Raw genomic sequence first — 15026 nt, 5'->3', positions numbered from 1 at the left:
AAAGCGGCCCGGCGAGGGCCCGGACCGGCGGCGCTCAGCGTCGTTCGACGACGAACACCGCGACGCTGCGCGCCGGCACGCGGAAGCGCCCGTGAATGCCGTCGGCCCGCGCCTCGGACCGCACACGCGCATCCGCCGCACCAGCCGCCCGCTGCACCGGATGCAGGCGCCAGGCGACACCGGCTTCGGCCGGCACGGTCAGCGCGGCAGGTTCGGCCGAGGCATTGACGACGAACAACACGCGCTCGAAGACGGCGTCCGCGCGTCCGGCCCCGTCCAGTCGACCGACGATCACGCCGGCCTGCTGGTCCGGTCCGGTGTTGTGGAAGGCAAGCCGGCGGCGGATTTCCTGCGGGTCGGCGAGCCGGAACAGCGGCGTGCTCGCGCGGATCCGCAACTGATCGAGAAACACGCGCCGCGTCCAGTCGATCTGTGCCGGCCCGGGCTTGATCGCGGGATCGGCCAGCAGCGGCCGCAGCACCGCGTCGTCCGGCCCGCCCGCTGGCCCCGGCGGAAGCCCGGCGCCGAAGCCGTTGTCCCGGCCGCGCCAGTCCAGCCGGTTGAACCAGTCGCCCGAGTCGTAGCTGTTGCGATCCATCGACTTGGAGCGCAGCAGTTCGCCGCCGGCGTGGAAGTAGGCGACACCCTGGCTCAGCGCATTGATGCCGAGCGCCACCGCCTGCGTGCGGGCGCGGTCGTCGGCGCCGGTCGCGCGCGGCAGCTTCAGCACGAGCGCATCGAAGAGCGTCTGGTTGTCGTGGTTCTCCACGTAGTTGACGACCTCGGCCGGCACCGATGCGTAGCCGGCGGGCTGATCGCCGTAGGGCAGCGATTCGCCGGCGACGCGGCGGCCGTCGGCGGTCTCCAGCTCAAAGCTGCGCAAGGTCCCGGCCATCGCCAGCTTGAGCAGATCACCCTGGTGCAGCAGCTCCTCGCGGCGGGCGGCATCGCCGGCGGTCGCGGGCACGACGAACCCGGGCCGGCGCGCCGACGTGGCGGCGTCGTCGCCCGCCGCGCCGCCGCGCACCGCGTCGCGGCCGCGATCGCTGAAGGTGCCGATGCCGGTGCCGTTCAGCGACAGCTGCGAGGCCTGCACGAAGCGCGCGCCGTGGGCGACCTCGCCGAAGTTCCAGCCCTCGCCGATCAGCGGCACGTCCCGGCCCAGCTCGCGCTGGAGTCGCGCCTGCAGCCGCTCCATCACCTCGCGCGGCTGGTGGCCCATCAGGTCGAATCGGAAGGAGGCGATCTTGTACTCGCGCGCCCACAGCACGATGGAGTCGATGAGCAGCTTGCCCATCATCCGGTGCTCGGTGGCCGTGTTGTCGCAGCAGGTCGAGCGCTCGACGCGGCCGAGCGCATCCAGGCGCTGGTAGTAGCCGGGCACGATGCGGTCCAGCACCGAGTGCGGATGCTGACCCGAGGCGGTCGTGTGGTTGTAGACGACGTCCATGCCGACCCGCAGCCCGGCCGCGTGCAGGCCCATCACCATCGCGCGCAGCTCGCGCACGCGGACCGCGCCGTCGTTGGCATCGCTGGCGAAGCTGCCTTCCGGCGCGCTGTAGTGGAACGGGTCGTAGCCCCAGTTGAAGCAGTCACGGTCGGCGGCGGCCATCACGGCCGCCCGCTGCGCGTCGCTGTCGGGCGCGGCCTCGGGCACGCGAGGCACCACGCAGTGGCGCTCCGGCACGGTGGCCAGGTCGAAGACCGGCAGCAGGTGCACGTCGGTCAACCCGGCGGCGGAGAGCGCGCGCAGATGGCGCATGCCAGCCGATCCGGCTTGCGTGAACGCCAGGTACTTGCCGCGCATCGCGGCGGGCACGCTGCGATCGTCGCGCGAGAAATCACGCACGTGGAGTTCGTAGACGACCATGTCGGTCGGTGTCTTCACGCGATCGGGGATGCGGCTGGCCGACCAGCCGCGCGGCTGCAGGCGTGGCTCGGACAGGTCGGCGACGTAGCTGCGCGCCGAGTCGGCCGACAGGCTCACCGAGTACGGATCGGTCACCAGGTTGCGCACGCGGCCGACGCCGGGCACGAAGACCTCCACCAGGTAACGGTAGTAGGCGCCGCTGCGCACGCCAGACGCGCCGGACAGGCGCGCCGTGTCGACGGCCCAGATCCCCGCACGATCGTCGCGGGCCAGTGGAAGGCGCGCACGCGCCGCGCTGTCGGGTCCGTCGTAGACGCAGAGCTCGACGCGGTCGGCCGTCGGCGCCCACAGCTTGAAGGCAGCCCCCTTCGGCGCCACCGTCACGCCGAGCGCGGCTTCGCTCTCGGCGGCGACAAAGAGGGCGTCGAGCGCGCGGGCCGTCTGTGCAGGACTCCAACGCCGCACGCGCCCTTGCGCGTCCTCGACAGCGATCAAGGCCTGACCGCGCTGCCACGCTGCGGGATCGCCCCCTCCTCCAATGCGAACTCCGCGCCGGCGCCCAGATAGGCGGCCTGCGCGGCGGTCTCCGCACTCAATGGCTCGCGTGCCGTGTCGACAACCCGGAGCGTGGCGCTGCGATCGGCCCCGGAGATCCGTCCATCGTTCAAGGTCAGTCCACCGGCGGCCGAGTGGTGCCAGCGCACCACCTCGCCCGCCGCGAGGACCAGACCCGGCCAACGCAGACGGCGGGCGTCGAGCCACACCGGCTGCGGCGCCGCCGGCGTGGCCGCCGCCAGCAGGGGCGATTGCGGATCGAGCACCGTCGCCGCCCCGGCGTCGCAGGCTGCCAGGGACGGCGCCCCCGCGGGAGCGGCCGGACCGTCGGCCGCGAGGGCGACCGGCATGCCGGCCAGGCCGCTCAGCATCAATGCCGTCAGACGCGGCCAGGCGCGGGACAAGGTCGAGCGGACGCCCATCGGATCTCCATCGAGGTGTTGTTCTGCCGCCGGCCCCCACCGCCTGAGGGTGAAACCGGACTTCGCATTTGATGGTAGCAAAACTACAAACAGGAACGATCAGGACTTCCCTTCATAGGCCATACCTTCTATGCTGCGGCGCGACGGCGCCTTGAATGAAACTTCAGGTCGCGCCAGAATTTGTACTTTTGCTACACGCACAACAACAAGATCCGGAGACCGCGAGATGACCCGTCGCCCCATCGCCCTCACCGCCGCCACGATGCTGGCCGTCGCGATGGCCGCTGGCGGGCTTGCGCCGGTGGCGGACGCCGCGCCGGTCGATCTCTCGCCCGTGAAGGAGGTCCGCGGGCGCAGCACGCTGCCCGAGGGCTGGCAGCACGGCGCGTTCATCGAGATCTTCGTGCGCGGTTTCCAGGACAGCGACGGCGACGGCATCGGCGACCTGCGCGGCGTGACGCAGCGGCTGGACTACCTGAAGGACCTCGGCGTCAAGGGCATCTGGCTGATGCCGATCACCGCGAGCGCCGACCGCGACCACGGCTACGCGACGACGGACTACCGCGCGATCGAGCCGCAGTACGGCACGCTGGCCGACTTCGACGAGCTGATCCGCGAGGCCCACCGGCGGGGCATCGGCGTCGTCATGGACTACGTGATCAACCACAGCGCGCGCGAGCATCCGCTGTTCAGCGCGGCGGCGGCGGATCCGGCGAGCCCGTGGCGCGACTGGTTCGTGTGGACCTCGCAGCCGCTGGGCGAGCTGAAGGACTGGGACATCTGGGGCAAGACGCCGTGGTACCTGCCCGGCGAGGAAGTGCCCGACGTGCCGGAAGGCGCCAGCGCGCCGCCCAAGCCGGCATCGACGCCCCAGTCGCCCGCCGGCTCGCCGCGCTACTTCGCCGTGTTCGGGCCGCACATGCCTGACTTCAACATGCGCAACCCCGCAGTGGTGAAGTACCACGAGGACAGCCTGCGCTTCTGGCTCGACCGGGGCCTGGACGGATACCGGCTCGACGCCGTGCCCCACCTGTTCGAGAACAGCGCGAAGGAGTGGAACGACCAGCCGGAAAGCCGCGCGCTGACGGGTGAGTTCACGCGCCTGATCAAGCGCTACCCGCGGCGCTTCGTCGTCTGCGAGGCGACCGCCGAGCCCAAGGTCTACACGCGCGACGACATCTGCGGCAGCGCCTTCGCCTTCGGACTGGAACGCGCGGTGATCGATGCGGCCAAGGGCGGCGACGGCTCCGTCGAGGCGGTCGCCAAGGTCGCGCGCTTCTTCACCGAAGCGCCGCTGTCCATGGCCACGATGCTGAGCAATCACGACATCTTCGCGGGCAAGCGGGCGTGGGACCAGTTCGACGGCGACGAGGCGCGCTACAAGCTCGCCGCCGCGACCTACCTGCTGCTGCCGGGCACGCCCTTCATCTACTACGGCGAGGAGATCGGCCAGGCCGGTGTCGCCGGACTGCCGGGCGACGCGCCGCTGCGCGCGCCGATGAGCTGGACGCCGGCGTCCGGCGGCTTCTCGACGGGCACGCCGTTCCGGCCGGCCTCGCCCAACATCGCCACGCACAACGCGCAGGCGCAGGCGGCGGATCCGGGGTCGCTGCTGAACTTCTACAAGCGGATGCTGGCGCTGCGCAACGGCCAGCCCGCGATCGCGCGCGGCAGCTACGAGGCGCCGCTGGCACAGGGTCGACTGCTCAGCTTCCAGCGCGTCTACCAGGGCCAGCGCGTGCTGGTCGTCATCAACTACGGACAGGACACCGTCGACGTGACGCTCCCCGGCCTGCCGCCGAAGGCACGGCTACGCCCGCTGCTCCAGACCGCGCCCGACCTGTCCACGGCTCTTGCCGCGCTCCCCGCCCACGCGCCCCTCGCCACCGACGCCCGGGGTCAGGTCTCGCTGACCGCCGCGCCGCGGTCGGTGCAGGTCTTCCGTGTTCGCTGAAGGGCGGGCAGGATGTCGGCTCTGACACGCTCCTTCGCCTCCCCCTCTCCCTCGCCCTGAGTCTTCTCGTCATGACGCAAACTCCCGCCGCCGCGACGGCCACGCCCGTCTCCTCGTCCGCCCCGGTGACGCTCGCCCACGTCGAGCCGCCGGACTGGTGGGTCGGCATGAAGTCGCCCGATCTGCAGGTGATGCTGCACGGCACCGGCATCGGCGCGCTGCAGGCGGAACTCGTGCCGGCGCCGGGCGTGACACTGGTCGGCACGCACCGCGGCGACAGCCCCAACTACCTGTTCGTCGATCTGCGCATCGACGCCGCCGCCCGCCCCGGCCCCCTGACGCTGCGCCTGAAGCGCGACGGGCAGGTCGTCGTCGAGCATCGCTACCTCCTGCGCGAGCGCGCGGCGGGCTCGGCGCAGCGCGCGAGCTTCGGACCGAAGGACGCGATCTACCTGGTGGTGCCGGACCGCTTCGCCAACGGCGACCCGCGCAACGACGAGGTGCCCGGCCTGGCCGAGGGCCTGCGCCGCGATGATCCGGGCGGCCGCCACGGCGGCGACCTCGCCGGACTCACCGCCCACCTCGACTACATCGCCGCGATGGGCTTCACGATGCTGTGGCCGACGCCGCTGTCGGTCAACGACAGCCCGAAGTGGAGCTACCACGGCTACGGCGCGACGGACTTCTACCAGGTCGATCCTCGCTTCGGCAGCAACGCCGACTACGTGCGGCTCGGTGAAGAAGCCAGGCGCCACGGCATCGGCCTGATCCAGGACATCGTGCTGAACCACATCGGCGTGCACCACTGGTGGATGGCCGACCTGCCGACGGCGGACTGGGTCAACACCTGGCCCCAGTACACCGAGACGCATCACGCGCGCATGTCGCTGCAGGATCCGTACGCCGCGCCCAGCGACCGCAAGCGCTTCAGCGACGGCTGGTTCAGCCCGGGCATGCCCGACCTCAACCAGCGCCAGCCGCTGATGGCGACCTACCTGACGCAGATGAGCCTGTGGTGGATCGAGACCGCCGGTCTGGCGGGCGTGCGCACCGACACCTACAGCTATTCCGACAAGGACTTCCTGGCCGCGTGGTCCCGGCGCCTGAAGGACGAGTACCCCCAGCTGAACATCGTCGGCGAGGAATGGAGCTCGCATCCGGCGGTGGTGTCGTACTGGCAGGCGGGCAAGCACAACCACGACGGCTACGTGTCGTCGCTGCCGAGCCTGATGGACTTCCCGCTGCAGGAGGCCCTGCTGGCCGGCCTGAACCAGCAGGACGCGCACGACGGCGGCTTCTCCAGGCTCTATGAGGCCCTGGCGCACGACTTCGTCTATCCGGACCCGGCCAACCTGGTGCTGTTCGAGGGCAACCACGACACGCCGCGCGTCTACAGCGTGCTGCACGACGACCTCGAGCTGACGAAGATGGCCTGGGCCTACCTGTCCTTCGTGCGCCGGATCCCGCAGTTCTTCTACGGCTCGGAGATCCTGATGACCAGCCCGCGCCATCGCGACGACGGCGCGGTGCGGGCCGACTTCCCCGGCGGCTGGGCCGGCGACGCGGTGAACGCGTTCACCGGCGCCGGACTGGGCGAGCGCCAGGCCGGCGCGCAGGCCTGGCTGAAACGGCTGCTGAACTGGCGCAAGGCGGAGACGCTCGTGCACGACGGCGCGCTGATGCAGTACGCGCCGCTCGAGGAGAGCTACGTGCTGTTCCGCTACGACGCCGCGAAGGGCTTGGCCGGCAAGCGGCTGATGCTGGTGATGAGCAAGTTTAAGACACCGCGAGAGCTGGACCTGTCCCGCTTCCCCGAGATGGTCCGCGAGGGCGACACGGCGGTGGACATCCTGACCGGCGAGCGCAGGACGCTGGGCAGGACGCTGACGCTGCCGGCGCGATCGGTGACGCTGCTGTCGATCGAGTGACCGCCCCGTCGGCGGGATGCGTTCACACGTAGCAGCTGCACCCCATCGCGCCCCAGAACGCCTGCGCCGACGTCGCATCGCGCGCCGCGCTCGCGACCGCCGTGTGATCGTGGCCGTGCACGCCGCAGCCGCTGGCGCAGGCGCACTGCGCGGCGTACTGGTAGCGGCGCTCGGCATCGCTCAGCGATGAGGCCACCGACGACTTCCGCGCCTGGTAGCCGCCGTAGGTCTTCACCGGCGACCAGTCCGGCATCGCCGGCGGCAGCGCCGGCGCGAGCGACGCATACGCGCCGCTGCCGTGCACCGGCTTGCCCGCCACCACCGTCAGCACGGATGTGATGTCCTGGATCTGGTCCTCCGGCACGGTCAGGAAATCGCGGTCCAGCACCGCCAGGTCGCCGAACGCGCCCGGCTTCAGCACGCCCTTCTTCCCGGTCTCGCGCGAGAACCAGGCGCCGTCGGCCGTCATCAGCCGCAGCGCGGCGATGCGGTCCAGCCGCCGCTCCTCCGGATACAGCAGCGTGCCGCCGATCGTGCGTCCCGACACCAGCCAATACAGCGCCTGCCACGGGTTGTAGCTGTTCACCCGCGTCGCGTCGGTGCCCAGCGAGACGGGGATGCCCATCTCCAGCATGCGCTTGACCGGCGGCGTCTCGGCCGTCGCCTTCAGCCCGTAGCGGCGGATGAAGTACTCGCCCTGCATCGACATCCGGTTCTGCACCGCGATGCCGCCGCCCAGCCGCTTGATGCGCTCGAGGTTCTGCGGGGTCACCGTCTCGCAGTGGTCGAAGAACCAGCCGAGCTTGTCGATGGGGTGGTCGCGATGGACCTTCTCGAACACGTCCAAGCTGCGCGAGACCGTCTCGTTGTAGGTCGCGTGCATGCGCCACGGCCAGCCGTTGCCGGCGAGGAAACGCACCACGCCTTCGAGGTCGTTCTCCATCGCCGCGGGCATCTCCGGGCGCGGCTGGAGGAAGTCCTCGAAGTCCGCCGCGCTGAAGGCCAGCATCTCGCCGGCGCCGTTGAGCTTGTAGAAGTCGCTGCCGTCGCCGGGCCGGCCCATCTTCGCCCAGCGCTGGAAGTCCGCCAGCTCCTGCTTCGCCTTCTGCGGGAACAGGTTGTAGGCGATGCGCACCGTGAGCCGGTTCTCCTTGGCGAGCTTGTCGATGATCGCGTAGTCGTCGGGGTAGTTCTGGAAGCCGCCGCCCGCGTCGCCGACCGAGGTCACGCCGAGCCGGTTCTCCTCGCGCATGAAGTGCAGCGTCGAGTTGAGTTGCTGCTCGGGATCGAGCTTGGGACCGAGGTTCAGCGTGTTGTAGAGGATGAAGGCGTTGGGCTCGGCCAGCAGCAGGCCGGTGGGTTCACCGCGCGCGTCGCGCTCGATGATGGCGCCGACGGGCTGCGGCGTGTCCTTCGTGTAGCCGACGGCGCGCAGCGCCGCACGGTTCAGGAAAGCCTGGTTGTAGAGGTTGAGCACGAACACCGGCGTGTCCGGCGCGGCGGCGTTGAGCTCCGCGATCGTCGGCATGCGCTTCTCGTCGAACTGGAATTCGTTCCAGCCGCCGACCACCCGCACCCACTGCGGCGCGGGTGTGCGCGCGGCCTGGTCCTTGAGCATCTGCAGCGCCGCGCCCAGCGAGCGCACGCCGTCCCAGCGCAGCTCCATGTTGAAGTTGAGCCCGCCGCGGATGATGTGCATGTGGGAGTCGGTCAGCCCCGGGATCACGCGGCGCTTCTCGAGGTCGACGACGCGGGTCTTCGCGCCGGCGAGCTTCGCGATCTCCGCGTCCGTGCCGACGGCCATCACGACGCCGTCTCGCAGCGCGATCGCGGTCGCCTCGGGCCGGGCGGGATCCATCGTCGTGATGCGCCCGTTGCGCAGGATGAGATCGGGCGCGCCGCCCTGCCCCGTCTGCGCGAGCACCGGCCCCGCCATCACGCTGATCCCGAGCGCGGCGGCCGCCTCCATGAAGTCACGGCGGTTGCCCTGCGGCGCGTCTTCGCGTCCGGTGCGGATCAGGTCGGTGAACATGGCGGGCTCCTGTCGATTCGAACCGGCCGATTCTTCGCCTGATCGAGGCGCTTCGCTTCTCCCAAAATGGGGACACCGACGCGAGGCCGGTGTCTTCGACGCCGCGTGAGCGACGGTTCAAGGGCGCTTCAACGCCGCTTCAAGGCCGGTCGCGCTTCGGCACCCGGGTCTCGACCGCCTTCACCTGGTACTTCGGCTCGAAGCGGCAGGTCTGCCCCAGCGTCTCTTTCGCCTTCTCGCAGCCGGCGGCGACGGACTCCGGCGTCGGCTTCTTCCCTTGCGTGGCCCAGCTCGTCAGCGCCTCCATCAGCGCCGCGTAGGTCGGGTCGCTGAGGTAGCTGTGGTCCTTGTCGCCGGTGAAGGTCTGCACCAGCGCATCACCGCGACCGGCCGCGGCCATCGTGCGACCGAAGCTCTCCTGCAGCTCGACCATCGCCGTCGGGTCGTGGATCGCGTGCACCGTCAGCACCGGCACCGGGATCCTGCCGCCCAGGTCGGCGTCGGCGGACAAGGTCGCCACGGCCTTCGCGTCGGCCTTGTAGCGCAGCACGCCGGCGTTCAGCGCCGCGTCGTCGCTGGAACCCGCATACACCGCGCCGACGTTGCCGAAGGGACTGGCGCCGCCGGTGCGCTTCTGCGCGATGTCCTGGAAGTGCCACGTCGCCCAGTTCAGATGCGACTGGATGCTGCGCTCCGGGATGTGGATCACGTCGACGATCGTCTTGATCTTCGCCGTCTGCGCCGCCGAACGCTCCGCCGCCGGCTTGTTCAGGCCCAGGCAGTCGTCGACACGCTTGGCGAGGTCCGCCTGCTTCAGCGGCGAGTCCGCCGGCAGCCCGATGTTGAGCGGGTACTGCGGCTCGCTCGGCAGCGGATGGTTGTGGCAGAGGTACTGGTAGACGACGCGCAGGTCCAGCCGGAAGTCGTAGCTCCGCGTCCCGCCGCCCAGCACGCCCGAGGTCAGCAGCACCGCGTCATAGGGCTTGCCGTCGGCGAACAGCTCCGCGCCCTTCGCGGCCACGCTGGCGCCCCAGGACTGGCCGTGCAGGTAGACGTGCCTGGGCTTGGCGACCTTGTCGATGAACAGGCGCCGCAGGCGCTCGTTGTCCTCGGCCGCGGCGCTCACCGCGACCCCGCCCTGGCGGTAGCTCGACGACGCGAAGGCGTAGCCCAGGCGCGGCATGATGGTCCAGCGCTCGACGTCCTCGGTCACCCGCTTCATCGTGGGCGCGCCGAGGAACGGTCCGCCGTGCGCGTGCACGACCAGGTCGCCGTTCCATTGCCTGGGCATCACGATCATGTAGATCGCGCCGGCGCTGTCCGTGCCGGACAGGCAGTTCGCGCCCTCACCGACGCCCGACGGACAGGCCGTCGGGGTCGGCGCGGCTTCCCGCGCCATGTCGAAGCCCGGACCCGCCGGCTTCTTCGCCACGGCGACGGGCGCGCAGCCCGTCAGGCCAAGAACGCCCAGCGCCAACGCGGCTGCGGCCGCCATCGTCGCCGTCCGTGCGGTCGGTGTCCACGCGCCGCCACCGGCCCCTTGTGTCATCAGCATCCTCATCTCCCTAAAGGAATCACGCCCGGACCGCGGTGGCGGTCAGACGGGCACCACGGGCATCGCGCCCCCTGCCGGCAGTCGCTCCTGGCGACCGCGGCGCATCATCCACAACAGACCCAGGCCCAGGCCGGCCAGGGCGAACGAGGCCGGCTCCGGCACCGCCGCGGCGAAACCGAGCTGGTCGCTCGCCACGCGCTGCAGCAGCAGGGCCTGGGCCGCGCTGATGCCGAGGTCGCGCGCGGCGGTCTCGTTCAGGCCCAGCATCGCCGGATCCAGCCCGGTGATCGTGCCGAACAGCGTCAGCGCGCTCAAGTAGGACCCGTACTTGCTCGCATGGGTGCCGTCGTCGAACCACAGGTCGAGCAGTCCGTCCGTGGCCGCCGTCGACGCATACATGTCGGGCGTCGCGACGCCCGCGGCGATCGCGCGCATGAAGGTCTCGCCCACCGGCGCGATGCCGGCGATGCCGCCCGAGCCGTCCGCGCCCGCCATCAACGCGGCGTTGGCATAGGCCTGCTTCAGGTCGTCGGTCATCGCCTGCAGCGTCGGATAGAAGGACGGCGCCGGCTGCCCCGTCGGCGTCACCGCGCCGGTGTTCTCGTCGGTGACCGTCGTGCTGGGCGCGTTGACCAGGTTGGGCCGCGCCCAGGTCTGGTACAGGTAGACGTCGGCGTTCGCGTTGGCATTGACGTTCGCCGGCACGTTGCGCAGCAGCGAGCAGGTCCCCGTCGACGCGCCGGTGATCTCCGCGCACTTCGCGTTCGTGCCGCCGATCAGGTCGCGCTCGCGGTAACTCAGCGCGTTGCCCTGATGGATCCAGTTCTCGATCAGGTTGCTGTAGGTGTTGAAGTAGGCCGGGTTGGACGCCAGGCCCGGCTGCTTGGTGAGCGGCTCGTCGCTCTGCTCCTGCAGCACCACCTTGTCCCAGGGCTGCGAGCCGATGTTGCCGCGCAGGTCCCACCCGGCGTTGTTGGTGTTGAGGAACTGCCCGCGCAGCGACGCCGCGTTGCGCGCCGAGATCGAGACGTCGTAGTCCAGCCCGACCTGCACGGTGAACTGCTTGAAGATGCCGGCGACGCCGCCCCACGGATGGGGCTCGAAGCTGTTGGCGCCGCTCGGGTTGCTGGCGTACATCGCCGCCGTCAGGTCGTGGACGTTGGCGGCGTTGTAGCTCATCACCGGATCGACGCGTCCGAAGGTGTAGCTGTTGCCGACGAAGAGGATCTTCGTCGCCTCCGCCCGCGCGGCGAGCGGCACCGCGGCGCCCAGCGCCGCGAAGGAAAGCAGGACCGCGCCGGCCAGGCGCGAGGTCCGTCGTGAAGTGCCGGAGAACATGGTGGTCGACATGGTCGTGCTTCTTCGTTGCTGCTGGTTGAAGCCGAGGTCAGGCGGAGGTGAGGCTCAGAAGTTGTGGCGGACGCCGGCCTCGAAGCCGCCGCTGTCGCCGCCGGGCTGCGTCGTCGCGAGACCGACGTTGAAGCGCACGCCGCGGGCCTTGTTGTCGACCTTGGCGAGGTTGGTGTACAGCGCCGTCCGCTTGGACAGGTCGTGCACGTAGCCGATCGCGATGTGCGTCGCGTCGCTGGCCACATTCTTCGCCTTCAGCCAGGTGTAGGCGAAGCGGATCTCGCCCTGCGGCGAGATCTGCCACTGCGTGCCCAGCATCGTCGCGGTGGTGCTGGTGATGCCGACCTCGTTGCGCCCCCACAGCGCCATCAGCTTGGCCGGCCCCCAGGTGTAGGCCATGCCCACGTTGCTCTGCGTGTAGTCGCCGGTGGCGTAGCGCGTCTTGGAGATCGCCGCCGAGCCGTTGAAGGTCTCGTTGCGCCAGCCGATGCGCACGCCGGTCAACTGGCCGTCCTTGTGCGTCGGGCCCGCGCCCTGCTCGCCCAGCGCCAGCATGGCGTGGCCGTAGAAGCCGTTGAGGCCGGACGGCGTGAAGTAGCCGATCGAGTTGGACGCCCGCACGTTGGTACGCGCCGTCGTGCCGTTGGCCGGCACCGGGTAGTACATGATCCCGGAGCTGCCCACGCCGTTCGTCCCGAACGGGTGCATCGACGTGGTCAGGTTGCCGAAGGACGGCACGTAGTCGCGGCCCAGCCGCAGCTCGCCCCAGTCGGCCGACGAGATCTGCACCGTCGCGCGCCGGCCCCAGGTCAGGCCGCCGCTGACCGAGTCCTTGTTGTTGGTGCTGGTCGCGCCGCTGGTGCCGTCGTCGACGGCCACCGCCGACTCCAGCCAGAAGCCGACCTTCAGCCCGCCGCCCAGGTCCTCCGTGCCGCGCACGCCGAAGCGGCTCGACGTGTTGCCGTCGCTGTTCACGAAGGAGCGCGTGTCGCTGCCGCTGGCCTTCAGCGCCTGCACGCCGATGTCCAGCAGGCCGAACACCTGCACGCTGCTGCCGCTCTGCGCCTGCACGGCACCGGCTGCTCCCACCGCGGCGGCGGCCAAGACGAAAGCCTTGCGCGCATTCCCCGCGTTCCTCGAATGTCGTTTCGTGTTCATCAACGTTGTCTCCGTCTGGTTGTCGTCGTGTCCTCGTTCGGGACCGCTCGTCGTACTGCTCACCCGACCGCAGTGGGACCGTTCTCGGACGGTTCTTGGATTGCCTTCTCGGCTCGTTTCTTCGGTATCCGGGCCGGACCTTAGTGACCGCCCTCCATAGCGTCAAATACACTGATCCGCAGAGTCCGAGACGTTTTGAATATGGGACGTACGTAGCTTCCGCAGGGAGAGCGACGGCGAGCCCGAGGACCAGGAGACAACGCAGACATGGACCTCCGACATCTGCGCTATTTCGTGACGGTCGCGGAGACCGGCCACATGACGCGCGCCGCGGCGCTGCTCGGGATGCAGCAGCCGCCGTTGAGCCAGCAGATCAAGACGCTGGAGCAGGAGCTGGGCATCGCCCTGCTGCACCGCCACCCGAAGGGCGTGAGCCTGACCGACGGCGGCCGCCAGTTCCTGGACGAGGCGCGTCGGCTGCTGCGCGATTACAACGACATGCGCGACCGCATGGACCGGCTGGCCGGCGGCCAGCACGGGCTGCTCGCGATCGGCTTCACGAGCTCGGCGGCAGCACACGCGTTCACGCCGGCGGTGTTGCGCGCCTGCCGCGGCGAGCATCCGGGCATCGCGCTGACGATGACCGAGAACCACGCTGCGGGGCTGATCGAGGCGATCGTGAAGTCGCGGCTGCACTGCGCCTTCCTGCGCGTGCCGGTCGCGCAGCCGGAGGGCGTCAGCTTCGAGACGCTGCTGACTGAACCCGCGCTGCTGGCGCTGCCGCTGGACCACCGGCTCGCGACGGCACCGCGCGCCGGGTCGACGCCGGTGCCGCTGGCGGAGCTCGAGGACGAGGACCTGATCCTGGTGCGCCGCCCCGGCGCGCCGGGCCTCTACGCCAACCTGCTGGCGCTGTGCGAGCGCGACGGCGTCAAGCCGCGCAGCTTCGTCGAGGTCGACCGGATGATGATGAACCTGAACCTGGTGGCGGCCGGCGCCGGCATCACGGTCGTGCCGGCGTCGATGCGCGGGGTGCATGCGCATTCGATCGTGTTCCGGCCCATGGAGAAACATGCGCGGCTGGAGGCGCCGCTGACGATCGCGTATCGCTCGCACGACCAGGAGGGGCCGACGGCGACCTTCCTGGCGCTGGCCCGGCGCATCGCGATGGAGCACCGCGATGCGTAGGCGCGACCTGCTGAAAGCCGGCGTCGTCGGCGCGGGCCTGGTCCGCGCGGCGCAGGCCCAGACGACGGGCGCCGCGGCCGACTCGTGGCCGACGCGGCCCGTCCATCTCATCGTCGCCTACCCGCCCGGCGGCGTCAGCGACGAGACCGCGCGAGCGCTCGCGCAGCAGATGAGCATGCGGCTGAAGGTGCCGGTGATCGTCGAGAACCGCGCCGGTGCCGGCGGTTTGACCGCCCTGGAGTCACTCGCCCGCGCCGCGCCCGACGGCCACACGCTGGCGTACTGCGCGATCTCGCCGCTGGTGTTCGTGCCGGCCTCGAGTACCGTGCCGACGCCCGACGTGGCGCCGGTCGTCAGCATCATGGACACGCCGGTGCTCGTGCTCGCGCACCCGACGTTCAAGCCGAAGGACTTCGCCGCGATGATCGCCGCCGCGCGTCGCGCGCCGGGCCGGCTGCGCTGGGCGACCTCGGGGCACGCAACGGTCGGGCACATGGTGCTGGCGCAGGTGCGCGCCGCGGCCCGCGTCGACATCATCCACGTGCCCTACAAGGGCGGCGGACAGCAGCTCACCGATGCGATCGGCGGGCAGTTCGAGCTGCTGTCCTCGAATGTCGCGTCACAGCAGCTCCAGTTCGTGCGGCAGGGCAAGCTCAAGGCGCTGGCGATCGGCTCGCCGGTGCGGCTGCCGGTGCTGCCCGACGTGCCGACCCTGGCCGAACTCGGGTTCCCCGACGCGAACCTGGTCTCGACCTTCGGCCTCTTCGCGCCGCGCGGCGTGCCCGAAGACCGCCTGCGTCTGATCAACGTGGTGATCAACGAAGCGCTGCGGCTGCCCGAGATCCGCTCGAAGATCCTCGACGTCAGCAACCTGCCGACCGGTGGATCAGCGGCGGACTTCGCCGCGCGCATTGCGAAGGAACGAGACCGCGCGCTGCGCGTGCCGGCGGACTAAGCCAGGGCCATTCCACCTTCCCTGACTCAGCGCTTGGCCGCCAGAGCATGAGGCCCGGC

The 15026-nt window shown here is 70.5% G+C and carries 10 protein-coding genes; 4 read left to right on the top strand and 6 right to left on the bottom strand.

Annotated elements, in window-relative coordinates; all coding sequences use genetic code 11:
* Positions 1 to 34 precede the first annotated feature (34 nt).
* Together ACQ859_RS12270 and ACQ859_RS12265 are read right to left on the bottom strand one after the other, a co-directional pair.
* Positions 35 to 2365 carry an alpha-1,6-glucosidase domain-containing protein gene (locus tag ACQ859_RS12270; RefSeq protein WP_431266016.1) on the bottom strand — a complete coding sequence of 777 codons (2331 nt, stop codon included), beginning with the start codon at positions 2363 to 2365 and terminating at the stop codon, positions 35 to 37.
* A complete protein-coding gene (locus ACQ859_RS12265) occupies positions 2362 to 2847 on the bottom strand; it encodes a hypothetical protein (protein ID WP_431266015.1) in 486 nt (161 codons plus the stop codon). The genes ACQ859_RS12270 and ACQ859_RS12265 overlap by 4 nt, the downstream gene beginning before the upstream one ends.
* Positions 2848 to 3073: 226 nt before the next feature.
* Here ACQ859_RS12265 and ACQ859_RS12260 point away from each other — a divergent pair, with 226 nt between their 5' ends.
* A complete protein-coding gene (locus tag ACQ859_RS12260) occupies positions 3074 to 4801 on the top strand; it encodes an alpha-amylase family glycosyl hydrolase (protein ID WP_431266014.1) in 1728 nt (575 codons plus the stop codon).
* A gap of 71 nt (positions 4802 to 4872) precedes the next feature.
* A complete protein-coding gene (locus tag ACQ859_RS12255; protein ID WP_431266013.1) occupies positions 4873 to 6729 on the top strand; it encodes a glycoside hydrolase family 13 protein in 1857 nt (618 codons plus the stop codon).
* A gap of 22 nt (positions 6730 to 6751) precedes the next feature.
* Here ACQ859_RS12255 and ACQ859_RS12250 read toward each other — a convergent pair whose 3' ends face one another.
* From ACQ859_RS12250 to ACQ859_RS12235, 4 genes are all read right to left on the bottom strand, one after another.
* Positions 6752 to 8665, bottom strand: a complete 1914-nt coding sequence (locus ACQ859_RS12250; RefSeq protein WP_431266526.1) for an amidohydrolase — start codon at positions 8663 to 8665, stop codon at positions 6752 to 6754.
* 235 nt (positions 8666 to 8900) lie between these two features.
* Positions 8901 to 10256, bottom strand: coding sequence for a hypothetical protein (locus ACQ859_RS12245; RefSeq protein ID WP_431266525.1), 1356 nt, complete (start codon positions 10254 to 10256; stop codon positions 8901 to 8903).
* A gap of 102 nt (positions 10257 to 10358) precedes the next feature.
* On the bottom strand, positions 10359 to 11666 hold the full coding sequence (locus ACQ859_RS12240; protein ID WP_431266012.1) for a PEP-CTERM sorting domain-containing protein: 1308 nt from the start codon (positions 11664 to 11666) through the stop codon (positions 10359 to 10361).
* A 54-nt stretch (positions 11667 to 11720) separates the two neighbouring features.
* Positions 11721 to 12824: a porin gene (locus ACQ859_RS12235; RefSeq protein ID WP_431266011.1), complete on the bottom strand. Its 1104-nt coding sequence runs from the start codon at positions 12822 to 12824 to the stop codon at positions 11721 to 11723.
* 267 nt (positions 12825 to 13091) lie between these two features.
* Between ACQ859_RS12235 and ACQ859_RS12230 the strand changes: the two genes are divergently transcribed.
* Together ACQ859_RS12230 and ACQ859_RS12225 are read left to right on the top strand one after the other, a co-directional pair.
* Entirely contained in the window at positions 13092 to 14012 is a 921-nt protein-coding gene (locus ACQ859_RS12230) for a LysR family transcriptional regulator (RefSeq protein WP_431266010.1), read from the top strand.
* A complete protein-coding gene (locus ACQ859_RS12225) occupies positions 14005 to 14967 on the top strand; it encodes a Bug family tripartite tricarboxylate transporter substrate binding protein (RefSeq protein ID WP_431266009.1) in 963 nt (320 codons plus the stop codon). The genes ACQ859_RS12230 and ACQ859_RS12225 overlap by 8 nt, the downstream gene beginning before the upstream one ends.
* Positions 14968 to 15026: the final 59 nt, after the last annotated feature.

Source organism: Roseateles chitinivorans (assembly GCF_050632235.1).
Lineage (GTDB): Bacteria > Pseudomonadota > Gammaproteobacteria > Burkholderiales > Burkholderiaceae_C > Roseateles > Roseateles chitinivorans_A.
The sequence above is the reverse complement of the archived record's forward strand: the minus strand, read 5'-3'. Positions and strand labels throughout refer to the sequence as shown.